Source organism: Orrella sp. JC864 (assembly GCF_037026685.1).
Lineage (GTDB): Bacteria > Pseudomonadota > Gammaproteobacteria > Burkholderiales > Burkholderiaceae_B > Orrella.
The window spans coordinates 64,506-88,229 of sequence record NZ_JBANET010000003.1 but is presented as its reverse complement, the minus strand read 5'-3'; the positions used below and the strand labels follow the sequence as shown (position 1 = coordinate 88,229).

The window sequence follows — 23,724 nt, the reverse complement described above, 5'->3', positions numbered from 1 at the left end:
CCCCGCGCCATGTTCGAATTCAAGAAGACCGGCCAGCAGCAACGACAGCGATTCAGGCTTCGGGCCTGGGTGGCCGTGGGCCTGGTGTTCGCCTGCTTCGGCCTGCTGAGCTGGCGCCTGTGGCAGCTGCAGGTCGAGCGCCACGAGGGCCTGGCCGCGCGCGCCGACCGCAACCGCATCGCGGTCGTGCCGATCCCGCCGCGGCGCGGCGAGATCGTCGACCGCAACGGCGAGGTGCTGGCGCGCAACTACCGCACCTATACGCTGGAGGTCGTGCCGGCCCAGGCCGGGCCGCTGGACGAGCTGTTCAAGACCTTGCCGCAGCTGGTGCACATCAGTCCGGCCGACGAGCGGCGCTTTCGCCGGCGGGTGGCCGAATCCAGCCGCTACGCCAGCGTGGTGCTGCGCAACAACCTGAACGAGACCGAGGCCTCGTGGTTCGCCGCGCACGCCTTCCGCTTCCCGGGCGTCGAGCTCAAGGCGCGCTGGGTGCGCGAGTATCCCCAGGGGCCGGTGGCCGCGCATGTGGTCGGCTACATCGGCCGCATCTCGGAAAGCGACCTGGAGACGCTGGAGGCCTCGGGGCAGCTGGGCAACTACCGCGGCACCGACGTGATCGGCAAGAAGGGGCTGGAAAAGACCTGGGAGCACGTGCTGCACGGGCGCACCGGCCTGGAGGAGGTCGAGGTCACCGCGCGCGGCCGTCCGGTGCGCACCCTGCGCCGCATCGACCCGCAGCCCGGCGCCAACCTGGTGCTGTCGCTGGACCTGGGCCTGCAGCGCGTGGCCGAGGAAGCCTTCGCCGGCCAGCGCGGGGCCCTGGTGGCCATCGAGCCGGCCACCGGCGACGTGCTGGCCTTCGTCTCGCAGCCGTCCTTCGATCCCAACCTGTTCATCGACGGCATCGACGTCGAGAACTGGAAGCTGCTGAACGAGTCGCCCGACCATCCGCTGATCAACCGGCCGCTGTACGGCACCTATCCGATCGGTTCCACCTACAAGCCTTTCGTTGCCCTGGCCGCGCTGGAGCTGGGCAAGCGCCGCGCCCACGAACGCTTCTACGACCCGGGCTATTACGAGTTCGGCGGCCAGCGCTTTCGCAACGCGGGCTCGGTGGCCTACGGCATGACGGACATGAACCGGGCGCTGGTGGTTTCGTCCGATACCTACTTCTATTCCCTGGGTCCGGAGATCGGCGTGGATGCGCTGCACGACTTCATGAAGCCCTTTGGCTTCGGCCAGCTCACCGGCATCGACCTGGAGGGCGAACGCCGCGGCATCCTGCCCTCGCGCGAATGGAAGCGCAGCGCCTACAAGGACCGCGAGCAGCAGCGCTGGTACGCGGGCGAGACCATCTCGGTGGCGGTGGGGCAGGGATACAACTCCTTCACGCTGCTGCAGCTGGCGCAGGCCACCGCGGTGCTGGCCAACGACGGCGTCTACATGAAGCCGCACCTGGTGCGCGGCGTGCAGGATCCCCTGAACGGGTCGATCGAGCCCACCGTGTCCGAGCCCTCCTACCGCATCCCGCTCAAGCAGGAGAACGTGGACCTGATCAAGCGGGCCCTGAACGACGTGGTCAAGGTCGGCACCGCCCGGCGGGCCTTCCTGGGCGCGCCGTACAACGTGGCTGGCAAGACTGGCACCGCCCAGGTCTACAGCCTGCGCGGCGGCCAGTACCGCGCCAACGAAATCGACGAGCGCCTGCGCGACCACGCGCTGTTCATGTCCTTCGCGCCGGCCGAAAAACCCAGCATCGCCATCGCGCTCATCGTCGAGAACGGCGGCTGGGGCGGCAGCGTGGCCGCGCCGGTGGCCCGCAAGGTGTACGACTACTGGCTCTCGCGCAATCCGGCCGACCCCGAGCAGATCCGCCAGGCCCAGGGCCGGCCGTCCGAGCCCGCTCCCGCCCCGGCCATGTCCGACGTGCCGCCGCCGGCCACCGATACCGACCGGCCGCCGCCAGCCGATCCGGCGCCCGTGCCGCGCGCGCCCGGCGTGGTCAATGCCGCGCGCGTCACCGCAGGCAGCATCGCGCCATGAAAAGGCTGGCCTACTACGTCGTCCGGGTCTTCACGGCCTTCGATTGGCCGCTGCTTTTGCTGCTCGCGCTGTTCGCCGGCCTGGGCCTGACCATCATGCATTCGGCGGTGGGCGGCACCGACTGGCGCTTTGCCGAGCAGGCGCGCAATTTCGTGCTGGCCTTCTTCGTGATGTGGGCCATCGCGCTGGTGCCGCCGCACATGCTGCTCAAGCTGGCCCTGCCGTTCTACCTGGCCGGCGTGCTGCTGCTGCTGGGGGTGGAGTTCTTCGGCGTCACCTCCAAGGGCGCCACGCGCTGGCTGGACCTGGGTTTCGTGCGGCTGCAGCCTTCCGAGATGCTCAAGATCTCGGTGCCGATGATGCTGGCCTGGTATTTCCAGCGCCACGAGGGCTCGGTGCGGGTGCCGGATTTCCTGGTGGCGGCCGTGCTGCTGGCCGTGCCCTTCATTCTCATCATCAAGCAGCCGGACCTGGGCACGGGGCTGCTGGTCTTTGGCGCGGGCTTTTTCGTGATCTATTTCGCCGGCCTGTCGTTCAAGCTGCTGGTGCCGGTCACCGTCATCGGCGTGGCCGCCGTCACCGCCATCGTCGTGTACGAAGAGCCGCTGTGCCAGCCCGAGACCGACTGGGTGGTGCTGCACGAATACCAGAAGCATCGCGTGTGCACCCTGCTGGACCCGAACGCCGATCCGCTGGGCAAGGGGTTCCATACCATCCAGTCGACCATCGCGGTCGGCTCGGGCGGGCTGTACGGCAAGGGGTACATGCAGGGCACGCAGACCCACCTGGATTTCATCCCCGAGCGCACCACCGATTTCATCTTCGCGGTCTACGCCGAGGAGTTCGGCCTGTATGGCGGCGTGCTGCTGCTGGTGCTGTACGGCCTGCTGCTGCTGCGCGGGCTGACCATCGCCATGCGCGCCGGCACGCAGTTCGGCCGGCTGCTGGCCGGCTCGCTGACGATGGTGATCTTCGTCTACGTGTTCGTGAACATCGGCATGGTGACGGGCATCCTGCCGGTGGTGGGGGTGCCGCTGCCCTTCATGAGCTACGGCGGCACGGCCCTGCTGACCGTGGGCATCGCCTGCGGCATGCTGATGAGCATCAGCCGGCACCGGGCGGTGCGCGAGTAGGTCGCGCGGCTTGTCCGGCGGCGCTAGCGCGGCGGGATCAGGCTGGCCTGCGCCGCCGTGCCGTAGTAGCCGTCCAGCAGCTTTTGCACCGGCGCGGGCAGGGCCAGCTCCTTCAGCTGGCCGATCTGCACCCAAGCGTGTTCGTCAGAGGGCTCGGCCAGCGCCAGGTGCGCGGCCCGGGCATGCCAGGGCCGGATGTGCAGGCGGAAATGCGTGAAGACGTGGGCAAAAGGGGCCAGCGCCTGGGCCTGGACGAGGTCGGCGCCCAGCTCGCGCGCGGCCGCCTGGGCATCGCCGGCGAACTCGGGCAGGCTCCACAGGCCGCCCCAGATGCCGGTGGCCGGCCGGCGCCGCATCAGCAGCCGGCCGTCGTGCTCGAGCATCAGCATCTGGGTTTCGCGCTCGGGCACGGCCTTGCGCGCCTTGGGGGTGGGCAGCTCGGCCTGCCGGCCGTCGCGCCGGGCGAGGCAGCCGTCGGCCAGCGGGCACCGCTGGCAGGCCGGCTTGCCGCGGGTACAGACGGTGGCGCCCAGGTCCATCATGCCTTGCGTATAGGCGGGCATGGCGGCGTCGCGCGCGCCCGTGCCGGGCAGCAGGTCTTCGGCCAGCGTCCACAGCAGGCGCTCGGTCTCGCGGCGCATCGGGTCGCCTTCGATGCCGAAATGCCGGGCCAGCACGCGCTTGACGTTGCCGTCCAGGATCGCTGCCCGGGTGTCGTGGGCGAAGGCGCTGATGGCCGCGGCGGTGGAGCGGCCGATGCCCGGCAGGCTGGCGATGTCCTGCGGCTCGCGCGGGAAGCTGCCCTGCCAGTGGCGCATCACCGCCTGCGCGCAGCGGTGCAGGTTGCGCGCGCGCGCGTAGTAGCCCAGGCCGGCCCAGTAGGGCATGACTTCCTCCTGGCTGGCGGCCGCCAGCGCGGCCATGTCGGGAAAGCGTTCGAGGAAGCGGTGGTAATAGGGAATGACCGTGGCCACCTGGGTCTGCTGCAGCATGATCTCGGACAGCCAGATCCGATAGGGGTCGCGGGTGCCCTGCCAGGGCAGGCCGTGGCGGCCGTGGGCGGCCTGCCAGGCGATGATGCGGTGGGCGAAATCCATGATGGGGCGATTATCGCCGATCGGGCCTTGCCCGCCAGGCTGGGCGTCCCCCTTATTGCGTCCGGCGCCCGGGGCGGGTAAAACGTAGCCATAACAAGCTGGCGCAGACCGCGCCCGTTCCCCGCTGGCCACGGCTCCACAAGAGCACGCGGGCCGCGCAGTCCGGAGCGGGCATCCAATACCCACGGAGCCGAGACAAATGAACGCCCCCCTTACGCCCGCGCAGCGGGCCGCCCTGGATTCCGTCCAGCTGGACGACCGCTATACCCTGCAGCAGGGCCGCGCCTGGATGAGCGGCATCCACGCCCTGGTCCGCCTGCCCATCAACCAGCGCATCCGCGACCAGCAGGCCGGGCTGAACACCGCCGGCTTCGTCTCGGGCTACCGCGGCTCGCCGCTGGGCGGGGTGGACCAGAACATGTGGAAGGCCGCCAAGTACCTGAAGGACCATCACGTGGTCTTCCAGCCGGGCGTGAACGAAGACCTGGCCGCCACGGCCGTGTGGGGCTCGCAGCAGGTCAACCTGTTTCCCGGCGCCCGGTACGACGGCGTGTTCGGCATGTGGTACGGCAAGGGCCCGGGCGTGGACCGCAGCGGCGACGTCTTCAAGCACGCCAACGCGGCCGGCACCTCGCGCCACGGCGGCGTGCTGGTGGTGGCGGGCGACGACCATCCGGCCAAGTCGTCCACGCTGCCGCACCAGAGCGACCACATCCTCAAGGCCTGCATGATCCCGGTGCTGTTCCCGGCCAGCGTGCAGGAGGTGCTGGACTACGGCATCCACGGCTGGGCCATGAGCCGCTACGCCGGCGTGTGGGTGGGCCTGAAGACCATCACCGACATCGTCGAGGTCTCGGCCTCGGTCGAGGTCGATCCGTTCCGGGTGGCCATCGAGCTGCCAAGGGATTTCCAGCTGCCCGAGGACGGCCTGAACATCCGCCTGCCCGACACGCCGCTGCAGCAGGAGGCGCGCCTGCTGGACTACAAGCTGTACGCCGCGCTGGCCTATGCGCGCGCCAACGGGCTGAACCGGCAGATGTGGCACGTGCCCGCCGGGCAGGCCCGGCTGGGCATCATCAGCTCGGGCAAGGCCTTCCTGGACACGCGCCAGGCGCTGATCGACCTGGGGCTGGACGAGGCCGCCTGCCAGCGCATCGGCCTGCGCCACTTCAAGGTGGGCATGGTCTGGCCGCTGGAGGCCACCGGCCTGCAGGCGTTCGCCGAGGGGCTGGACGAGATCATCGTCGTCGAGGAAAAACGCCAGATCCTCGAATACCAGGTCAAGGAAGAACTGTTCGGCTGGATCGGCACGGGCCGCAAGATCCCGCGCGTGGTGGGCAAGTTCGACGACAAGGACGGCGGCGAGTGGGCCGTGCCGCAGGGCAACTGGCTGCTGCCGGCCCACTACGAATTCTCCCCGGCCATGGTGGCCAAGGTGGTGGGCGCGCGCCTGCTGCGCATGGCGCTGCCCGAGGACGTGCGCCGCGGCATCGCCGCGCGGCTGCAGGCCATCGAGGCGCACGAGCGCATGCTGGCGCGCCCGCGCGTGGTCACCGAGCGCAAGCCCTGGTTCTGTTCGGGCTGTCCGCACAACACCTCGACCCGCGTGCCGGAGGGCTCGCGCGGGCTGGCCGGCATCGGCTGCCACTACATGGTCACCTGGATGGACCGCAGCACGCACGTCTTCACGCAAATGGGCGGCGAAGGGGTGCCGTGGCTGGGGCAGGCGCCGTTTACCTCCGAGCCGCACGTGTTCGCCAACCTGGGCGACGGCACCTACTACCACTCGGGCCTGCTGGCCATCCGCGCGGCGGTGGCCGCCAACGTGCCCATCACCTACAAGATCCTGTTCAACGACGCGGTGGCCATGACCGGGGGGCAGCCGGTGGACGGGCCGATCACCGTGCCCATGATCACGCAGCAGCTGGCCGCCGAGGGCATCGCGCGCATCGAGGTGGTCACCGACGAGCCGGAAAAATACCGGGACGTGGCCGGCATGGCGCCGGGCGTGCCGGTGCGCCACCGCGACGAGCTGGACCAGGTGCAAAAGGACCTGGCCGCCTATCCGGGCGTGTCGGTGCTCATCTACGACCAGACCTGCGCCACCGAGAAGCGCCGCCGCCGCAAGCGCGGCGCCTATCCCGACCCGGCGCGGCGCGTGGTCATCAACGAGCGCGTATGCGAGGGCTGCGGCGACTGCTCGGAGAAATCGCACTGCCTGTCGGTCGAGCCGCTGGAGACCGAGCTGGGGCGCAAGCGCGCCATCAACCAGTCCAGCTGCAACAAGGACTATTCCTGCCTGAAGGGCTTTTGCCCCAGCTTCGTGACGGTCGAAGGCGGCAAGCTGCGCAAGCCCAAGGGGGTGCAGCAGCAGGCGGGCGCCGACGACCTGCCCGCGCCCGTGCTGCCCGAGCCGGGCCGCGGCTACGGCATCTTCATTGCCGGGGTGGGCGGCACCGGCGTGGTCACCATCGGCCAGCTGCTGGGCATGGCCGCGCACCTGGAAGGCAAGGGCTGTTCGGTGCTGGACATGGCCGGGCTGGCGCAAAAGGGCGGGGCCGTTTATTCGCACGTGGTGCTGGGCGGCGCCGGCCAGGAAATGCTTAATACCCGCGTGGCCATGGGCCAGGCCGACCTGGTGCTGTGCGGCGACCTGGTGGTGGGCACCAGCGCCGACGCGCTGGCGCGCATGGCCGCCGGCCGCACCCGCGTGCTGGTCAATACCGACGTGGCGCCGACCGCCGCGTTCATCCGCAACCCGGATTGGACGCTGCCCGGCGGCGACCTGCGCCGCGACCTGGAGACCGCCTGCGGCGCCGACCGCGTCGATTACCTGGACGCCGCCGCGCTGGCGGTGGGCCTGCTGGGCGATGCGATCTACGCCAATCCGCTGATGCTGGGCTATGCCTACCAGAAAGGCTGGCTGCCGCTGGGCCGCGAGGCGCTCGAGCGGGCCATTGCGCTCAACGGCCAGCAGGTTGCCAACAACCTGGCCGCCTTCGCCTGGGGCCGGCGGCTGGCCCATGACCCGGCCGGCGTGCATGCCATGCTGGCGCCGGCGCAGGCCGGCGACGCGCTGGCCGAGGTGGTCGAGCTCAAGCGCCCGGCCAGCGAGTGGGAGCGGGTGCGCGCGCACCGCGCCGCCTTCCTGGCGCGCTACCAGAACGCGGCCTATGCGCGCCGCTACACCGAGCTGGTGGACGAGGTGGCGCGTGCCGAGCAGGCCGCCTGCGGCACCACGCGGCTGGCCGAGGCGGTGGCGCGCTACTACTTCAAGCTGATGGCCTACAAGGACGAATACGAGGTGGCGCGCCTATACAGCGACGGCGAGTTCCTGCGCAAGGTGCAGGCGCAGTTCGAGGGCGATTGGCGGCTCAGTTTCCATCTGGCCCCGCCCCTGCTGGCCAAGCGCGACGCGCAGGGACACCTGCTCAAGCGGCGCTATGGCCCGGGCATGCTGCGCGTGTTCGGCGTGCTGGCGCGGCTGCGCTTTCTGCGCGGCACGGTGCTCGATCCCTTCGGCCATACCGCCGAGCGCCGCGCCGAGAGGGCGCTGATCGACGAGTACCGCCAGACTGTGCTGGACATGCTGCCCAAGCTGGGACGGGCCAACCTGGAGACGGCCGTGGCCCTGGCCAGCGTGCCCGAGCACATCCGCGGATACGGCCACGTGAAGGAAGCCAGCCTGCGCAAGGCCGCGGCGCGGCGCGAGGAACTGCTGCAGGCCTATCATGGCAAGGTGGTGAGCCTGCACATGGGCAAGGCGGCGTAGCCGCTAGCCCTTGCCTTCGGCCGCCGCCTGCACCGTGCGCGCGACGGCCAGCTCGCGCCGCGCGATGACCGATTCGGCACGGTGCTGCGAAATCAGCTTGCGCACCAGCACCTGCCCGGTGCGCGCGAAGTAGTTGATGCGGCGCGCATGCGGCCCGCCCAGGTCCTGGGCCACCACCGGGATCTTCTCGAGCCGCAGGTAGTTGATCACGAAGGCCGCGTTGCGCTCGCCGATGTTGGTCTCGCGCATGGCGTCGAGCACCGCCCCGCCGCCGAACACCTTGGCCTCCAGGCGCGCGCGCGAAGCGCCGGCCTTGAGCAACTCGTTGATCAGCGTCTCCATCGCATAGGCGCCATAGCGCATGGTCGCCGACGAGGGCGAAGCCGGGTCGCCCTCGGGCAGCATGAAGTGGTTCATGCCGGCCCACCCCGACTGGTTGTCCCGTATGCACGCCGACACGCACGAGCCCAGCACGGTGGAAATCATGATGTCGTCCTTGGAGACGTAGTACTCGGTGGGCAGCACCTTGACCGCGGGCAGGTCGAAGGCGGTATCGAAGTAGGTGCGGGTGGCGAGTGCTTCCTGGTAGGGCATGGGCGGGATGGGGCTGGTGGGCCGCCGGAACCTCCGCGGCGATAGGCGCCCTGCGCGCACGGCGGGGGCGCCCACAAAGATACGTAATTTAATCGAACAAAACGTTAATTTGTGTGTTTTTAAGCCTTCCTGAGAGGAAGGCAGCCGCTATGGCGGCCCTGCCCTTCAGAAACGGGTGTTGCGGGTGACCGACCAGCGGGCCGAGAGCGCGCCCAGCAGCGCCACGCCCAGCACCCAGGCCGCCAGGACGCCAGGGCCGGGCAGGCGCAGCGAGAATTCGGCGCCGTAGCTTTGCGCCAGCGTGGCCAGGGCGCCGTTCAGCGGCTGCAAGGCCAGCGCCGCCAGCCCGATGGCCGCCAGCGATGCCGCGGTGCAGCTGAGCGCGCCCACGTATAGGAAGGGACGGCGCACGAACGACTCGGTCGCTCCCACCAGCCGGGCCACGGCGATCTCCTCGCGCTGGGTCAGCGCCTGCATGCGCACGGTATTGAAGACCGTGGCCAGCACCACCAGCGCCACGCTGGCTGCCAGCAGCACCAGGCCGATGCGCCCGAAGCGCAGCAGCGCTTCGAGCCGCTGCACCCAGGCGCTGTCGAGTTGCACCACGTCCACGTGCGGCCAGGTGCGCCAGCCGGCGGCCAGCGTGGCCGCGCGCGCGGCCAGGTCTTCGCCGGGGCTTACGGTGACCACCACCGCATCGGGCAGCGGATTGTCGGGCAGCACCTCCAGCGAGGCGCGCCAGCCGGGCGTGTTGCGCAAGGTTTCCAGGGCCTGCTCGCGGGGGATCACCCGCACGCCGGCCACTTCGCCGCCCTGTTCGGCCAGGATGCGGTCGGCGGTTTCGCGGGCGCTGCCGGCCGGGGCCTGCACCTGCATGAATACGGTCAGCTCGGGCGTGACCGAGACCTGGCGGGCCACCGGCTCGGCCGAGACCAGGATGGCCGCGCCCAGCAGCGGCAGGGCCAGGGCCAGGGCGATGACCAGCATGTTGGCCAGGGTGGAGAAGGGCTGCGCGGCAAAGCGCCGCAGCGTCACCGTCAGGGCATAGTGGTGTTGGCGGATCCAGCTTTTCATGCCGTCCTCCCGGCGGCCGAGTCGCGGAAGCTGCCTGGTTCGACGCGCAGCATGCGCGTGGCGTGCTCGGCCATGAGCGCCTCGTCGTGCGAGGCGATCAGCATGGTCACGCCCACCCGGTTGAAGTCGCGGAACACGTTAAGGATGCGCCGCGCCGTATCGCGGTCCAGGTTGGCGGTGGGTTCGTCGGCGATCAGGATGGCCGGCCGGTTGACGATGGCCCGCGCGATGGCCAGGCGCTGCTGCTCGCCGCCCGAGAGCTCGATGGGATTCATGTCTTCCTTGCCTGCCAGGCCCACCTTGTCCATGGCCGCGCGCGCCCGGGCGCTGGCCTGCGCGTGGGGCAGGCCGGCCACCGCCAGGGGCAGCATGACGTTCTGGAAGGCGCTGCGGTCGTAGAGCAGGTGGGTATCCTGCAGGATCACGCCGACGGCGCGGCGCAGGTAGGGGCGCGCCCGCGCCGAAAGCTTGTCCAGCCGCTGGCCGTTGACCTGGATGGCGCCGCGGCTGGGCGGCTCCAGGCCTCCCACCAGCTTGAGCAGCGTGGATTTGCCCGCGCCGGAAGGGCCCGAGACGAAGATGAATTCGCCCGGCGAGACGCGAAAGGTGATGTCGGCGAGGATATTGCGGCCGCGGCCGTAGGACTTGAAGACGTGCTGGAATTCGATCATGGCGCTCGCAGCGTGCCGGCCCCGCACGTGCGGGGCCTGCCAGGGATGTCAGGCGCCATAGTAACTCCCCGCAAGGGCCCGTTGCCACGGGCCTTGCACGCCGCTAGCGCATTAGTTTGTTGCACCGCAACAAGGGATATCCCTCATGTCATCCATGTTGCAAAGCGATACCATCGCTCGCAGGCTGCTGTGACGGTGCTCAAGACGACCGCGCCTGCAACGCCCCGCCCCCGTTTCACCGGAGATCCACCATGAAAGTATTCAAGCTTGCCGCATTGGGCGTTGCCCTGTTTGCCGCCTCCTCGGCCGCGCATGCCGGCGCCACCTTCGATGCCGTCAAGAAAAAAGGGTTCGTCCAATGCGGCGTGTCCACCGGCATTCCGGGTTTCTCGCTGGCCGACAGCAAGGGCCAATGGCAGGGCCTGGACGTGGAGATGTGCAAGGCCATCGCCGCGACCATGTTCAACGACGCCACCAAGTTCAAGGTCACCCCGCTGAACACGCAGCAGCGCTTTACCGCCCTGCAGTCGGGCGAGATCGACGTGCTGACCCGCAACACCACCGTGACCCTGACCCGCGACACCACGCTGGGCCTGATCGGCGCGGGCGTGAACTACTATGACAGCCAGGGCGTCATGGTCAAGAAGGACCTGGGCTTGAAGAGCGCCAAGGAGCTGGACGGCGCCACCGTCTGCGTGCAGCCCGGCACCACCACCGAACTGAACCTGGCCGACTGGTTCCGCAGCCAGAACATCGCGTTCAAGCCCGTGGTGATCGAGAAATACGACGAGATCGTGCGCGCCTTCTCGGCCGGCCGCTGCGACGCCTTCACCACCGACAAATCCCAGCTCGCCTCGACCCGCACCACGCTCGAGAATCCCGACAACTATGTGATCCTGCCCGAGGATTTCTCCAAGGAGCCGCTGGGCCCCATGGTGCGCCAGGGCGACGAGCAGTGGTTCAACGTGGTGCGCTGGACCCTGAACGCCATGCTCGAGGCCGAAGAGTACGGCATCACTTCGCAGAACGTCGACGAGATGCTCAAGAGCTCCAACCCCAACATCCAGCGCATCCTGGGCGTGACCCCGGGCATGGGCAAGAACCTGGGCGTGGACGACAAGTGGGCCTATAACGTCATCAAGGCGGTCGGTAACTACGGCGAGAGCTTCGAGCGCAACCTGGGCCAGGACAGCGCCATGAAGCTCGAGCGCGGCCTGAACAAGCCCTGGAAGGACGGCGGCCTGATGTACGGCTGGCCGGTTCGCTAAGCGGGCGCGAGCCCATGCCCGCGCCGCATCCCGGCTGCCTTGCCGGCGCCGCGGCGCGGGGCCCCCGCCCAGTGGTTTTTTCGGCGGCCGCGGCAACCCCGCGGCCGCTGCGTTAATCCGGGCCCGGCGCCGCCCTGACGGCGCGCGCCGGGCGCCTGCCCGCGAGCCCACGAGGCCGCGAAGTTTCTCCGGTTGGCATCCATGAACCAAACATCCTCCCGGCAGCCTGCGGCTGCCCCGCCGCGACGACGATTGTCCTGGAACGACCCGGGCGTGCGTTCGCTCATCTACCAGGCCATTGCCCTGGCGACCGTCGGATTCGTGGCCTGGTACCTCGTCTCCAACACCCTGCACAACCTGTCGGCGCGCAACATTTCCACCGGCTTCGGCTTTCTCGAGCGCGAGGCCGGCTTTGCGATCGGCGAGACCGCGATCGCCTATTCGCCCGCCGACACCTATGGCCGCGCGGTGATCGTGGGCCTGCTGAACACGCTGCGCGTGGCCATCGTCGGCATCATCCTGGCCACCATACTGGGCACGCTGATCGGCATCGCCCGCCTGTCCAAGAACTGGCTGGTGGGCAAGCTCTCGAGCATCTACATCGAGGTCGTGCGCAACGTACCGCTGCTGCTGCAGCTGTTCTTCTGGTATGCGCTGATCACCGAGAACGCCGCCGGCCCGCGCGATGCCGCCAACCCGCTGCCGGGCGTGTTCATTTCCAACCGCGGCCTGACCGTGCCCACCCTCGAGGGCGGGGCGCTGCAATGGATGCTGTGGGGTCTGGGCCTGGCGCTGTTGGCCGCTATCTTGCTGGGACACTGGGCCCGCAAGCGCCAGGAAGCCACCGGCCGCCTGTTTCCGGTGGGACGCGTGAGCCTGGGCCTGTTCGTGCTGCTGCCGCTGCTGGGCTGGCTGGTCAGCGGCGCCAGCCTGACGCTGCAGATGCCCGAGCTGCGCGGCTTTAACTTCGCCGGCGGCATGACGCTCTCGCCGGAGTTCTCCGCGCTGCTGGCCGGCCTGGTGATCTATACCTCCGCCTTCGTGGCCGAGGTGGTGCGCTCGGGCATCCAGTCGGTCAGCAACGGCCAATGGGAGGCGGCCGGCTCGCTGGGCCTGCGCCGCAACCTGGTGCTGCGCCTGGTCATCCTGCCGCAGGCCCTGCGCGTGATCATCCCGCCCATGACCAGCCAGTACCTGAACCTGACCAAGAACAGTTCGCTGGCCGTGGCCATCGGCTATCCCGACATCGTATCGGTCATCAACACGACCCTGAACCAGACCGGCCAGGCCATCGAGGGCGTGCTCATCATCATGGCCGCCTACCTGACCGTGAGCCTGTCGATCTCGCTGTTCATGAACTGGTACAACAAGCGCATCGCGCTGGTGGAGCGTTGAGATGGTTGCCGCCGATACTTCCACCGCAAACACCGCCGCCGGCCTGCCGCCGCCCAAGAACCAGACCGGCGCCTGGGCCTGGATGCGCGGGCAGCTGTTCGCCACCCCGGTCAATGCGCTGCTTACGCTGCTGAGCGTCTGGTTCCTGCTCATGAGCGTGCCGGCCCTGATCGACTGGGCTTTTCTCAGCGCCACGGTGGGCGCCCAGACCGCGCAGGAATGCCGCCAGGTCAGCGGCGCCTGCTGGGCCTTCATCCGCGAAAAACACCGGCTCATCCTGTTCGGCACCTATCCCTACGACGAGCAGTGGCGGCCGATGCTGGCGTGCGTGCTGCTGGTGGCCGTCGTGGTCATGAGCGGCATGCGCCGCTTCTGGAACCTGTCCCTGCTGGCCGTCTGGGTGGTGGGCATGGGCGGGGCCGCCGTGCTGATGTGGGGCGGCGTCCTGGGCCTGTCCTACGTCGAGAACTCGCGCTGGGGCGGCCTGCCGGTCACGCTGATGCTGTCGGTCTTCGGCATCGTCTTCGCCTTCCCGCTGGGCGTGCTGCTGGCCCTGGGCCGGCGCTCGCGCATGCCGGCGATCAAGGCGCTGAGCGTGGTCTACATCGAGCTGATCCGCGGCGTGCCGCTGATCAGCCTGCTGTTCATGTCCTCGGTGATGCTGCCGCTGTTCCTGCCCACCGGCATGACTTTCGACAAGCTGCTGCGCGCCCAGATCGCCATCATCCTGTTCGCGGCCGCCTACATTGCCGAGACAGTGCGCGGCGGCCTGCAGGCCATGCCCAAGGGCCAGTACGAAGGCGCCGATTCGCTGGGCCTGAGCTACTGGCAGCAGATGCGGCTGATCATCCTGCCGCAGGCGCTCAAGATCGTCATTCCGCCGCTGGTGGGGATCTTCATCGTGCTGTTCAAGGACACCTCGCTGGTGGTCATCATCGGGATCTTCGACCTGACGCTGGCGGCCAAGGTGGCCTTGTCGGATCCCGCCTGGCGCGGCTTCGGGGTGGAGGCCTACGTCTTCATTTCGCTGATCTACTTCGTCTTCTGCTATTGCATGTCCAAGTACAGCCAGGCGCTGGAACGGCGACTGGCCACGGGCCATAAACGATGATTCCGCCGCGGGCCGCGCCCTGCGCGCGCCCGGGCTTGCCGATTTAAGGAAGAAAAGCATGGCCGACGCCATCATTCGACTGCAGGACGTCAACAAGTGGTACGGGCAGTTCCACGTGCTGCGCAACATCAACCTGGACGTGGCGCGCGGCGAGCGCATCGTGATCTGCGGGCCCTCGGGCTCGGGCAAGTCCACGATGATCCGCTGCATCAACCGCCTCGAAGAGCACCAGCGGGGCCAGATCATCGTCGACGGCACCGAGTTGACCAGCGATCTGAAGCAGATCGAGGCCATCCGCCGCGACGTGGGCATGGTGTTCCAGCATTTCAATCTCTTTCCGCACCTGACCGTGCTGGAGAACCTGACGCTGGGGCCGGTCTGGGTGCTCAAGAAGCCGCGCGCCGAGGCCGAGGCCACGGCCATGAAGTACCTCGAGCGCGTGCGCATCCCCGAGCAGGCCAACAAGTTCCCCGGCCAGCTCTCGGGCGGCCAGCAGCAGCGCGTGGCGATCGCCCGCTCGCTGTGCATGGACCCCAAGATCATGCTGTTCGACGAGCCCACTTCGGCGCTCGACCCCGAAATGGTCAAGGAAGTGCTGGACGTGATGGTGACGCTGGCCGAGGAAACCGGCATGACCATGCTGTGCGTGACCCACGAAATGGGCTTCGCGCGCAAGGTGGCCGACCGCGTGATCTTCATGGACCGGGGCGAGATCATCGAACAGAACACCCCCGACGAGTTCTTCGACAATCCCCAGAACGACCGCACCAAGCTCTTTCTGAGCCAGATCCTGCACTGAGCGGGACACCCCGGCGTACCCTCGCGCCGGGGCGCCGAGGGCGTGTGCGCCGAGCGCGGCGGCCGGCATATGCCGCCGCGCCCGCGCCCTGCGGCTCAGGCCGAGGCCTTCTGCCGCAGCGCCTCGCGCAGGGCCGGCACGGCCGGATTGCCGCAATCGCGGCGATAGGCCAGGTACAAGGTCGAACGCAGCAGCACGCGGGCCTTGAGCGGCAGGTACTTCACCCCGCGCGGGCGCAGCTCGCCGACCGAGGCCGGTACCACCGCCGCGCCGATGCCGGCCTCGACCAGGGCCAGCAGCGTGGGCAGCAGGCTTTCCATGGCATAGCGCGGCGTCAGGCCGTTGCGGGAAAACAGCTCGGCCAGCAAGGCATGGAAGTAGGCCGAGCTTTGGCGCGCGAAGCCCACCAGCGGCAGCTCGGCCAGCTGCTCGATGCGCACCGCGCGCCGGCCCGCCAGCCGGTGGCCGGCGGGCAGGGCCGCCACCAGCGGTTCGCTGTCTATCGGCTCCTTGTGCAGCGTCTCGTCCTGCATGTCGTCCCCCGGCCGCAGGATGGCCACGTCCAGCCGCTCCTGCCGCAGCAGCGCGTGCAGCTCGGCGGTGTTGCCTTCCGTCATGGACAGGTGCACCTGCGGATGGCGCTCGCGATAGGCGCCGATCGCCGCGGGGATCAGGCGGTAGGCCGCGGTGGGCGTAAAGCCGATGCGCAGCAGGCCGGTTTCGCCGGCGGCCACGCGGCGCGCGGCCGCCAGCGCCGCCTCGCCGTCGTCCATCATGCGCAGCATGGCGTCGCGCAGCGCCGCCCCGGCGGCGGTCAGGCGCACTGCACGGGTCGAGCGCTCGAGCAGCGGCACGCCCACTCTTTCCTCGAACAGGCGCACCTGCTGGCTCAGCGGCGGCTGGCTCATGTGCAGCCGCTGCGCGGCGCGGCCGAAGTGCAGTTCCTGCGCCACCGCCATGAAAGCCAGCAACTGGCGGGAGTAGAGCGCCATCGCGGGTCCTATTAGGTCGATAATCGTATCAAGATAGTCAGAATTTTATATTGGATATATCAATGGACGCTCCCTAAGATGACCCTGCAGGCCGGGACCGTCCGGCATCCGTCCACAACAGGGGATCCTCCATGAATATCCAGAAACGCCGCCTGGCCGCCCTCGCGGCAGCCGCCACCACGGCCAGCCTGGCCTTGTCCGCCTTGCTGCCCGCCGCGCATGCCCAGGCCGACGGCTATCCCGACAAGCCCATCCGCATGGTCGTGCCCTTCGGCCCGGGCAGCCTGACCGACCAGCTGGCGCGCACCGTCGCCTCGGGCCTGGCCGAGTCGCTGGGCCAGTCGGTGGTGGTGGAAAACAAGGCCGGCGCGGGCGGCAACATCGGCGCGGGCTACGTGGCCAACAGCACGCCGGACGGCTATACGCTGCTGATGGGCGCGGCCAGCACCAACGCGATCAATCCCAGCCTGTACAAGAACCTGAAGTTCGATCCGCTCAAGGACTTCGTGCCGGTGGCCAACGTCGCATCGGTGGCCAACGTGCTGGTGGTCAATCCCCAGGTCAAGGCGCGCAGCGTGGCCGAGCTGATCGACGAACTCAAGGCCAATTCGTACAGCTATGCCTCGGGCGGCGCGGGCGGCAGCCAGCACTTGTCGGCCGAACTGTTCAAGACGCTGTCGGGCACGGACATGGTGCACATCCCCTACAAGGGCGGCAGCGAGCCGCTGCCCGACCTGATGAGCAACCGCGTGCAGGTGATGTTCTGCAACCTGCCGGTGTGCCTGCCGCATATCCAGTCGGGCAAGCTGGTGGCCCTGGGCGTGACCTCGACCGAGCGTTCGCCGCTGCTGCCCGAGGTGCCCACCATCGCGCAGGCGGGCCTGCCGGGCTATTCGGTGGATGGCTGGTTCGCGCTGTTCGCGCCGGCCGGGGTGCCTGCGCCCATCGTCGAGCGCCTGCACCAGGAGACCGCCAGCCTGCTGGCCAAGCCCGAAGTGCAGGAGCAGATCCGCCGCCAGGGCGCCGAGCCCAACCAGGGCAGCCAGCAGGAGTTCGCGCGCTTCGTGCAGGCCGAGCATGACAAGTGGGCCAAGGTGATCCGGGACGCCGGCATCAGCATCGAATAAGCGTCATGGACCAAGCCAAAAAGCTGCCCGGCATCGCCCAGGCGCTGTACCGGATGGAGACAGGCGCGCTGCGCGCGCGCGAGCTGGCCGAGCAGTGCCTGGAACGCATCGCCGCGCGCAACCCGCAGGTGCAGGCCTTCCTGGCCTGCAATCCCGAGCGCGTGCGCGCGCAGGCCGACGCGGTCGATGCCGGCCGCAGGCGCGGGCTGCTGAGGGGCATACCCTATGCGGTCAAGGACGTCATCGAGACGGCCGAGTATCCAACCACTTACGGCTCGCCGATCTATGCCGGCCACGCCACCGGACGCGACGCGGCCTGCGTGGCCCTGTCGCAGGAACAGGGCGCGGTGCTGCTGGGCAAGGTGGCCACGGGCGAATTCGCCACCCAGACGCCGGGCCCTGCCCGCAATCCGCTGAACCTGGCGCATACGCCCGGCGGCTCGTCCAGCGGCTCGGCCGCCGCGGTGGCCGACGGCATGGCGCTGGCGGCCTGGGGCACGCAGACCACCGGTTCGATTACCCGGCCGGCGGTGTATTGCGGCGTGGTGGGCTACAAGCCCAGCTTCGGCCTGGTTTCCACGGCCGGCGTGGGGGTGCTCAGCCCCTGGCAGGATACGGTGGGCGTGCTGGCGCGCAGCGCGGCCGATGCCGCCGCCTTCGTGCTGGGCATCCACGGCCGGCGTTTTGCGCCGGCCCCGGCCGATAGCCGCATCCGCCTGGGCATCTGCCTGTCGGCGCAATGGGAGCACGCCAGTCCCGAAGCGGTGCAAGCCTTGCGCGCCTGGGCCCGCCGCCTGGAGGCGGCCGGGTTTTCCGTGGCCGAGCGCGTGCTGCCCGCGCAGTACGAGGCGCTGGTGGCCGACCAGGGCCGGATGGTGGCCTACGACGCCCGCCAGGCCCTGGCGCACGAGCGCCTGAGCGCGCCGTCGCTGCTCAGCCCGCGCCTGCGCGAGCGCATGGCCGGCGGCAGTGCCATCGCGTTCGAGGACTATCTGGCCATGCAGCAGCGCGCGGCAGCAGCCCGCAGCCAGGCCGGCGAGCTGTTCGAGGACGTGGATGCGCTGGTCTATCCGGCCGCCGACGGCCAGGCCGAAGAGGGCCTGGCCAATTCGGGATCGCCGCGCTTTGGCGCGCTGTGGACCCTGCTGCATCTGCCCACCGTGGCGCTGCCCCTGCAGGCCGGCCCGGGCGGCCTGCCGCTGGGGGCGCAACTGGTCGGCCGACCGGGGCAGGATATGGCGCTGCTGCGCATCGCCGACCAGGCCTCGGCCTGCAGCCCCTGGCTGCAGGAGCGGGCCTAGGCCTGTCGGGCGGGCCCCTAGGCCCGGGCGACGCGCCGTCCCCGGGGACGGCCCGCGTCGGCACCGACGCGCAGGGCGGGCCGATTCGCGGGGGGGCGCCGCGCGGATTCAGGAATGAAAGACCAGCAGGGTGTCGTAACGGGGCAGGGCCACGGTCAGGCGCCCGCCCTGGCGCGTCGTCGCCAGGCCGGCCTCGCGCGCCAGCGCCTGCATGCGGTCCAGGTCGGCGCAGGACAGCATGATGGCCGCGTAGCGCTCGGGGCGCGCCGGCTGGCGGGCGGCCAGCCCGCCCAGCCCGGCCGGCGCCTGCTCGTGCGCCAGCCAGTGCAGGGCGAAGGGCGCGGCGTCCGGGGGCTGCGGCGTTTGCGGCAGCCGCGCGTAGCGGGCCGCCTCGGCCGCGGGATCGGCCGAGCAGGCCACCAGGCCGGTCAGGGTGCCCACGCCGTTGTCATGGCGCATCCAGGATTGCCGCCAAAGCAGGTGAGGCGTCAGGTGCTGGCAGTAATAGACGCGTCCCGCGGCGAATTGTCCGGGCAGGCGCACCGTCATGAATACGGCCTGCTCCTGGCCCGTTGCCAGCTGCACCGGGCGGCTCAGGCGCTGGGGCCCCTGCGGCGCGAAGCCGGCCCGCGCCAGCGCGTCGGCGCTGGCCTGGGCGTCGTTCGAGCGCAGCACCAGGCCGTCGATGCCCAGCGGGCTGTCGGCGATCTCCTGGCGCACGGGGCCGCTGGCCGGCAGTCCGATCAGCTCCAGGTAGCGGTCCGGAAAGACCATCAGGTGGTTGATCGAGCCCAGCGAATGGTGGCCCCGGGGCGTAAGCGTAAAGCCCAGCGCCTGGAAGCAGGCGGCTGCCGCGTCCATGTCGTAGCCGACGTTGATGACCAGGTGATCCAAGTACATGTTGGGACGGGCCATGGTGCCCGCAAGGGTTGCGTGCGCCGGCCGGCGGCCGGCGCGGCGCTTCAGTTGATGCTGGCGCCCGAGAGCTTGACGATCTCGCGGTATTTTTCCTTCTCGGCCGCGACCATGCGCGCGAAGTCCTGGGCCGAAAGCGGCTGGGCTTGCGAACCCATGACGCGCAAGCGATCGACGATGTCGGGCTGGCGCAGCGCCTGCACATAGGCCTGGTTGAGTTTTTGCACGACGGGTTCGGGCGTGCCGCCGGTGGCGAAGACGCCGAACCAGGTGCCCAGGTCAAAGCCCGGCACGCCCGATTCGTCGATGGTCGGCACGTCCGCCAGCAGCGACGAGCGCGCCAGCGTGGTGACGGCCAGCGCCTGGACCTTGCCGTCGCGGATCAGCGGGGCGGCGGCCGCCAGGTTGTCGAACATGAAGTCCGATTGGCCAGAAAGCAGCGCCAGCTGCGCGGGGGCGGCGCCCTGGTAGGGCACGTGCAGCGCGTCCAGGCCGGCGCGGGCCTTGAGCAGCTCGCCGGCCAGGTGGCCGGCGCTGCCGTTGCCGCCCGAGCCGTAGTTCAGGCGGCCGGGATGCCGCTTGCCGTAGGCGATCAGGTCGGCCACGCTGGCGATGCCGTTGGCCTGGGCGAACTCCTTGTTCATCACCAGCACGTTGGGTACCGCGGCCACCAGGGTGATGGGCGCGAAGTCCTTGATGGGATCGTAGGGCAGCGAGGCGTACAGCCAGGGGTTGATGGCGTGCGTGGCCACCGCGCCCATGACCAGGGTGTAGCCGTCGGGCGCGGCCTTGGCGGCCACGTCGGCGCCGATGTTGCCGCCCGCGCCGGCGCGGTTCTCGATGATGACCGGCTGTCCCAGCGAGGCGCGCACCTTCTCGCCCAGGGCGCGGGCCATCAGGTCCAGCGGGCCGCCGGGCGGGTAGGGCACGATAAAGCGCAGCGGCTTGGCCGGGAAGGCGCCGGCGTCGGCATCGGATTGGGCATGGGCGGCGGGCACGGCGGCCATCAGGCCGACGGCGGCGCACAGCGCGGCGTGGCGCAGGCGCTGGACGAGGCGGGACAAGGACATGGGGGTCTCCAGGGACGGAAAGGGCGCTGACATCCCGAGGCGGAATGCTTGGTCTTTGTTATGCGCGGCGGCAAGCATACCGCAGACGGCCTAGGGGCCGGGCCTGGCCCAGTCGCGCGACAGGGCCACCGCCTGGTGCCAGCGCGCCATCCGGGCCTGGCGCCGGTCCTGCGACCAGGCGGGCTCGAAGCGCCGCTCCAGCTGCCATTGGCTGGCGATCTCGTCCAGGCCCGACCAGTAGCCGACCGCCAGGCCCGCCAGCCGGGCCGCGCCCAGGGCGGTGGATTCGGCATTGCGCGGGCGCACCACCGGCACGCCCAGCAGGTCGGCCTGCATCTGCATGAGCAGGTCGTTGCGCGCCGCGCCGCCGTCCACGCGCAGCTCGGACAGCTCGCAGGAGCTGTCGGCGCGCATGGCCTGCATCAGGTCGGCGCTTTGCAGGGCGATCGATTCGAGGGCGGCGCGGGCGATGTGCGCGCGCGTGGTGCCGCGCGTCAGGCCCACCAGCGTGCCGCGCGCATAGGGATCCCAGTGCGGCGCGCCCAGCCCGGTGAAGGCCGGCACCAGGTAGACGTCGCCGGTGTCGGCCACGCTGGCCGCCAGCGCCTGCACTTGGTCGGCGCGCTCGATCAGCTTCAGGCCGTCGCGCAGCCACTGGATGGCCGCGCCGGCCACGAACACGCTGCCTTCGAGCATGTAGTCGGTGCGTCCGTCATCGAGCGTCCAGCCCACCGTCGAGAGCAGGCGATGGGCCGAGGCCACCGGCGCATCGCCCACGTTCAGCAGCATGAAGCAGCCCGTGCCGTAGGTGTTCTTGGCCATGCCCGGCTCGAAGCAGGCCTGGCCGAAGGTGGCGGCCTGCTGGTCGCCGGCCACGCCGGCGATGGGAATGGCCCCGCCGAACAGTTCGGGCAGCGTCTTGCCGATCACCGCGCTGCTGGGCGAGATTTGCGGCAGCAGCGCGCGCGGGATGTCCAGCACCTGCAGCAGTTCGTCGCTCCAGTGGCCGCGGCGCAGGTCCAGCATCAGCGTGCGCGAGGCGTTGCTGATGTCCATGCTGTGCACCGCGCCGCCGGTCAGTTGCCAGACCAGCCAGCTGTCGACCGTGCCAAAGGCCAGTTCGCCGCGCTCGGCCTGCTTGCGCGCGCCCGGGATGTGCTCGAGCATCCAGGCCAGCTTGGTGCCCGAGAAATAGGCATCGAGCTGCAGGCCCGCGCGCTCGCGAAACAGCGTCTCGTGTCCCTGTTCGCGCAGGCGGTCGCAGATACCGGCGCTGCGCCGGTCCTGCCAGACGATGGCCGGCCCGATGGCCCGCCCGCTGGCGCGCTCCCACAGCAGCGTGGTCTCGCGCTGGTTGGTGATGCCCAGCGCGGCGACGTCGGCCGCCGCGATGCCGGCATTGCGCAGCGCCACGCGGGCCGTCTCCAGCTGCGAGCGCCAGATATCCTGGGGATCGTGCTCGACCCAGCCCGGCTGCGGATAGTGCTGGCGGAACTCCTGCTGGCCCAGGCCGCGCACCGCGCCTTGGCGGTCCAGCACCATCGCGCGGGAACTGGTCGTGCCCTGGTCCAGGGCGAGGATGTACTTGTCTTGCGCCATCGCGTGTCTCCATCTCCTTGTGCCGCGGCCCGCGTGCCTTTGCGCAGCATACCGTCCCGGCGGTCAATCCTCCTTGCCCGGGCGCGCCTGCAGCGACGCCCCCGCATCGGCCGGCAGCCGGCGAAAGGACAGCGCCGAGAGCATGCATGCCAGCCCGATCACGATGAAGCCGGCCAGCACGTCGCGCACCTGCAGCTGCGTGGCGCCGCGCCAGGCCATGGAAAGATTGAGCGTGACCGCGGCCACGCCCACGCCCAGGCTGATGCCCAGTTGCTGGGCCATGGCCGAGAAGGTGCTGGCCGCGCTCATGCGCTCGGGGGCCACGTCGGCGTAGGCCAGCGTGTTGACCGCGGTGAACTGCAGCGAGCGGAAGAAGCCGCCGGCCAGCAGCACGGCGATCATCAGCCAGGCCGGCGTGTCGGGGGTGAACAGCGCGCAGGCCATGATGAAGGCGCCGGTCAGCAGGGCATTGCCCAGCAGCACGCGGCGATAGCCCAGGGCGCGCAGCAGCGGTGGGGCGGCGAACTTCATCATCAGCGCGCCGGCCGCGCCGGCGAAGGTGACCAGCCCGGCGGCAAAGGGCGTCATGCCAAAGCCCACCTGCAGCAGCATGACCAGCAGGAAAGGCGTGCCGCCGACCGCGAAGCGGCACAGGTTGCCCCCCAGCGTGGAGATGGAAAACGAGGGCAGGCGCATCAGCGACAGGTCGATGATAGGCTGCTCGGCGCGGCGCGCATGGCGCACGTACAGGGCGCCGCACAGCAGCCCGGCGGCCAGCAGCGCCAGCACGGCCGGGCCCGGCAGCGAACCGTGGCCCAGCGCCTCGAAGGCGGTGACCAGGGCCGCCAGGCTGACCGCGCTGAGCACGAAGCCGTACAAGTCCAGGCGCGGGCGCGAGGCGTCGCGGATCTCCTGCACATGGCGCAGCACCAGGAAGATGCCCAGCACGCCGATGGGGATGTTGATCAGGAAGATCCAGTGCCAGGACGCATAGGTGACCAGAAAGCCGCCCAGGGGCGGGCCGATCACCGGCCCGAGCAGGGCCGGAATGCTCAGGAAGGCCATGGCGCGCAGCAGCTCGTGCTTGGGCACGGTGCGCAGCAGGATGACCCGGCCGACCGGCACCATCATGGCCCCGGCCATGCCCTGGGCCACCCGGGCCGCGATCAGCTGCGGCACGCTTTGCGAGAAGGCGCAGGCCACCGAGGCGAGCGTGAACAGCGCGATGGCCCATAGGAACACGCGCCGGGCGCCGTAGCGGTCGGCCGCCCAGCCGCTGACCGGCACGAACACGGCCACGGCCAGCAGGTAGGAGGTGATGGCCACGTTCAGCCGCACCGGCGTCGAGCCCAGGGCGGCGGCCATGGCCGGCAGCGCCGTGGCCACCACGGTGGCGTCCAGCATCTGCATGAACAGCGCGCAGCCGACGATGAAAGGGATCATGCGGCCGCCGGCCGGGCCGGCGAGAGAGGGCAGGGCTGTCATGGCCCGATTGTAACGAGGCCGGCGCCGGCCGGACTGAAGTAAACTGGCTGCCTACTTTTTCTTACACCCTCTGTTCGTAGGCATCATGGCCGGCTATCAATCCGAGATCACCCAGTTCCTGCAGGAATACAAGGCGCAGCATCCCGATGTCGAGCAGCGCCAGCGCGAGGGCCGCGCCCGCCTGTGGGACAAGAACATCGACCCGGAGCTGCAGGAAGGCTATCGCGCCGCGCGCGTGCCCCAGCGCCCCTACGTCTACCAGAACGATTGAGCGGATC

19 protein-coding genes are annotated in these 23,724 nt (G+C 69.8%); 10 read left to right on the top strand and 9 right to left on the bottom strand.

Annotation, left to right across the window (positions count from 1 at the left end):
* Positions 1–9: 9 nt before the first annotated feature.
* Together mrdA and rodA are read left to right on the top strand one after the other, a co-directional pair.
* Positions 10–2,043, top strand: coding sequence for a penicillin-binding protein 2 (gene mrdA, locus V8Z80_RS03745; protein WP_336061048.1), 2,034 nt, complete (start codon positions 10–12; stop codon positions 2,041–2,043).
* Positions 2,040–3,176, top strand: coding sequence for a rod shape-determining protein RodA (rodA, locus tag V8Z80_RS03740; RefSeq protein ID WP_336061047.1), 1,137 nt, complete (start codon positions 2,040–2,042; stop codon positions 3,174–3,176). Before mrdA ends, rodA begins: the two co-directional genes overlap by 4 nt.
* Before the next feature lie 23 nt (positions 3,177–3,199).
* On the opposite strand, the gene mutY is transcribed toward rodA, so the two are convergent.
* Positions 3,200–4,273, bottom strand: coding sequence for an A/G-specific adenine glycosylase (gene mutY / locus V8Z80_RS03735; protein WP_336061046.1), 1,074 nt, complete (start codon positions 4,271–4,273; stop codon positions 3,200–3,202).
* Positions 4,274–4,472: 199 nt separating this feature from the next.
* Between mutY and V8Z80_RS03730 the strand changes: the two genes are divergently transcribed.
* A complete protein-coding gene (locus V8Z80_RS03730) occupies positions 4,473–8,045 on the top strand; it encodes an indolepyruvate ferredoxin oxidoreductase family protein (protein ID WP_336061045.1) in 3,573 nt (1,190 codons plus the stop codon).
* 3 nt (positions 8,046–8,048) lie between these two features.
* On the opposite strand, the gene cheD is transcribed toward V8Z80_RS03730, so the two are convergent.
* From cheD to V8Z80_RS03715, 3 genes are all read right to left on the bottom strand, one after another.
* Positions 8,049–8,639, bottom strand: a complete 591-nt coding sequence (cheD, locus tag V8Z80_RS03725) for a chemoreceptor glutamine deamidase CheD (protein ID WP_155194665.1) — start codon at positions 8,637–8,639, stop codon at positions 8,049–8,051.
* Between the two features lie 165 nt (positions 8,640–8,804).
* Positions 8,805–9,713 (bottom strand): cell division protein FtsX, encoded by a 909-nt coding sequence (locus V8Z80_RS03720; protein ID WP_155194663.1) that lies wholly within the window; start codon positions 9,711–9,713, stop codon positions 8,805–8,807.
* The gene (locus V8Z80_RS03715; RefSeq protein ID WP_155194661.1) at positions 9,710–10,384 is read right to left on the bottom strand and encodes an ATP-binding cassette domain-containing protein; all 675 of its coding nucleotides are present in this window, start codon (positions 10,382–10,384) and stop codon (positions 9,710–9,712) included. Before V8Z80_RS03715 ends, V8Z80_RS03720 begins: the two co-directional genes overlap by 4 nt.
* Before the next feature lie 251 nt (positions 10,385–10,635).
* Between V8Z80_RS03715 and V8Z80_RS03710 the strand changes: the two genes are divergently transcribed.
* From V8Z80_RS03710 to V8Z80_RS03695, 4 genes are all read left to right on the top strand, one after another.
* Positions 10,636–11,652: an amino acid ABC transporter substrate-binding protein gene (locus V8Z80_RS03710; protein WP_155194659.1), complete on the top strand. Its 1,017-nt coding sequence runs from the start codon at positions 10,636–10,638 to the stop codon at positions 11,650–11,652.
* Between the two features lie 201 nt (positions 11,653–11,853).
* On the top strand, positions 11,854–13,047 hold the full coding sequence (locus V8Z80_RS03705; RefSeq protein WP_155194657.1) for an amino acid ABC transporter permease: 1,194 nt from the start codon (positions 11,854–11,856) through the stop codon (positions 13,045–13,047).
* Position 13,048: 1 nt separating this feature from the next.
* On the top strand, positions 13,049–14,158 hold the full coding sequence (locus V8Z80_RS03700) for an amino acid ABC transporter permease (protein WP_155194655.1): 1,110 nt from the start codon (positions 13,049–13,051) through the stop codon (positions 14,156–14,158).
* Between the two features lie 58 nt (positions 14,159–14,216).
* Positions 14,217–14,957 carry an amino acid ABC transporter ATP-binding protein gene (locus tag V8Z80_RS03695; RefSeq protein ID WP_155194653.1) on the top strand — a complete coding sequence of 247 codons (741 nt, stop codon included), beginning with the start codon at positions 14,217–14,219 and terminating at the stop codon, positions 14,955–14,957.
* A gap of 95 nt (positions 14,958–15,052) precedes the next feature.
* Here the strand turns inward: V8Z80_RS03695 and V8Z80_RS03690 are convergent, their stop codons facing one another.
* Positions 15,053–15,949, bottom strand: coding sequence for a LysR family transcriptional regulator (locus V8Z80_RS03690; protein WP_155194651.1), 897 nt, complete (start codon positions 15,947–15,949; stop codon positions 15,053–15,055).
* Positions 15,950–16,080: 131 nt separating this feature from the next.
* On the opposite strand from V8Z80_RS03690, the gene V8Z80_RS03685 reads away from it, so the two are divergent.
* On the top strand, positions 16,081–17,076 hold the full coding sequence (locus V8Z80_RS03685; protein ID WP_336061043.1) for a Bug family tripartite tricarboxylate transporter substrate binding protein: 996 nt from the start codon (positions 16,081–16,083) through the stop codon (positions 17,074–17,076).
* 5 nt (positions 17,077–17,081) lie between these two features.
* Positions 17,082–18,377 (top strand): amidase, encoded by a 1,296-nt coding sequence (locus V8Z80_RS03680; RefSeq protein ID WP_336061042.1) that lies wholly within the window; start codon positions 17,082–17,084, stop codon positions 18,375–18,377.
* A gap of 108 nt (positions 18,378–18,485) precedes the next feature.
* Here the strand turns inward: V8Z80_RS03680 and V8Z80_RS03675 are convergent, their stop codons facing one another.
* From V8Z80_RS03675 to V8Z80_RS03660, 4 genes are all read right to left on the bottom strand, one after another.
* Positions 18,486–19,292: a VOC family protein gene (locus tag V8Z80_RS03675; RefSeq protein WP_336061041.1), complete on the bottom strand. Its 807-nt coding sequence runs from the start codon at positions 19,290–19,292 to the stop codon at positions 18,486–18,488.
* A 47-nt stretch (positions 19,293–19,339) separates the two neighbouring features.
* Positions 19,340–20,362: a tripartite tricarboxylate transporter substrate binding protein gene (locus V8Z80_RS03670; protein WP_155194642.1), complete on the bottom strand. Its 1,023-nt coding sequence runs from the start codon at positions 20,360–20,362 to the stop codon at positions 19,340–19,342.
* 90 nt (positions 20,363–20,452) lie between these two features.
* Positions 20,453–21,961 (bottom strand): glycerol kinase GlpK, encoded by a 1,509-nt coding sequence (gene glpK / locus V8Z80_RS03665; protein WP_155194640.1) that lies wholly within the window; start codon positions 21,959–21,961, stop codon positions 20,453–20,455.
* A 63-nt stretch (positions 21,962–22,024) separates the two neighbouring features.
* Positions 22,025–23,404, bottom strand: coding sequence for a DHA2 family efflux MFS transporter permease subunit (locus V8Z80_RS03660; protein WP_442951931.1), 1,380 nt, complete (start codon positions 23,402–23,404; stop codon positions 22,025–22,027).
* 127 nt (positions 23,405–23,531) lie between these two features.
* On the opposite strand from V8Z80_RS03660, the gene V8Z80_RS03655 reads away from it, so the two are divergent.
* Positions 23,532–23,717 (top strand): DUF3460 family protein, encoded by a 186-nt coding sequence (locus tag V8Z80_RS03655; protein ID WP_155194636.1) that lies wholly within the window; start codon positions 23,532–23,534, stop codon positions 23,715–23,717.
* The last annotated feature ends 7 nt before the right edge of the window (positions 23,718–23,724 follow it).

What these genes read in the sequence shown, in the direction of transcription:
- mrdA (WP_336061048.1), top strand. Translation starts at nt 10, where the DNA reads ATGTTCGAATTCAAGAAGACCGGCCAGCAGCAACGACAGCGATTCAGG.
- rodA (WP_336061047.1), top strand. Translation starts at nt 2,040, where the DNA reads ATGAAAAGGCTGGCCTACTACGTCGTCCGGGTCTTCACGGCCTTCGAT.
- mutY (WP_336061046.1), bottom strand. Translation starts at nt 4,273, where the DNA reads ATGGATTTCGCCCACCGCATCATCGCCTGGCAGGCCGCCCACGGCCGC.
- V8Z80_RS03730 (WP_336061045.1), top strand. Translation starts at nt 4,473, where the DNA reads ATGAACGCCCCCCTTACGCCCGCGCAGCGGGCCGCCCTGGATTCCGTC.
- cheD (WP_155194665.1), bottom strand. Translation starts at nt 8,639, where the DNA reads ATGCCCTACCAGGAAGCACTCGCCACCCGCACCTACTTCGATACCGCC.
- V8Z80_RS03720 (WP_155194663.1), bottom strand. Translation starts at nt 9,713, where the DNA reads ATGAAAAGCTGGATCCGCCAACACCACTATGCCCTGACGGTGACGCTG.
- V8Z80_RS03715 (WP_155194661.1), bottom strand. Translation starts at nt 10,384, where the DNA reads ATGATCGAATTCCAGCACGTCTTCAAGTCCTACGGCCGCGGCCGCAAT.
- V8Z80_RS03710 (WP_155194659.1), top strand. Translation starts at nt 10,636, where the DNA reads ATGAAAGTATTCAAGCTTGCCGCATTGGGCGTTGCCCTGTTTGCCGCC.
- V8Z80_RS03705 (WP_155194657.1), top strand. Translation starts at nt 11,854, where the DNA reads ATGAACCAAACATCCTCCCGGCAGCCTGCGGCTGCCCCGCCGCGACGA.
- V8Z80_RS03700 (WP_155194655.1), top strand. Translation starts at nt 13,049, where the DNA reads ATGGTTGCCGCCGATACTTCCACCGCAAACACCGCCGCCGGCCTGCCG.
- V8Z80_RS03695 (WP_155194653.1), top strand. Translation starts at nt 14,217, where the DNA reads ATGGCCGACGCCATCATTCGACTGCAGGACGTCAACAAGTGGTACGGG.
- V8Z80_RS03690 (WP_155194651.1), bottom strand. Translation starts at nt 15,949, where the DNA reads ATGGCGCTCTACTCCCGCCAGTTGCTGGCTTTCATGGCGGTGGCGCAG.
- V8Z80_RS03685 (WP_336061043.1), top strand. Translation starts at nt 16,081, where the DNA reads ATGAATATCCAGAAACGCCGCCTGGCCGCCCTCGCGGCAGCCGCCACC.
- V8Z80_RS03680 (WP_336061042.1), top strand. Translation starts at nt 17,082, where the DNA reads ATGGACCAAGCCAAAAAGCTGCCCGGCATCGCCCAGGCGCTGTACCGG.
- V8Z80_RS03675 (WP_336061041.1), bottom strand. Translation starts at nt 19,292, where the DNA reads ATGGCCCGTCCCAACATGTACTTGGATCACCTGGTCATCAACGTCGGC.
- V8Z80_RS03670 (WP_155194642.1), bottom strand. Translation starts at nt 20,362, where the DNA reads ATGTCCTTGTCCCGCCTCGTCCAGCGCCTGCGCCACGCCGCGCTGTGC.
- glpK (WP_155194640.1), bottom strand. Translation starts at nt 21,961, where the DNA reads ATGGCGCAAGACAAGTACATCCTCGCCCTGGACCAGGGCACGACCAGT.
- V8Z80_RS03660 (WP_442951931.1), bottom strand. Translation starts at nt 23,404, where the DNA reads ATGATCCCTTTCATCGTCGGCTGCGCGCTGTTCATGCAGATGCTGGAC.
- V8Z80_RS03655 (WP_155194636.1), top strand. Translation starts at nt 23,532, where the DNA reads ATGGCCGGCTATCAATCCGAGATCACCCAGTTCCTGCAGGAATACAAG.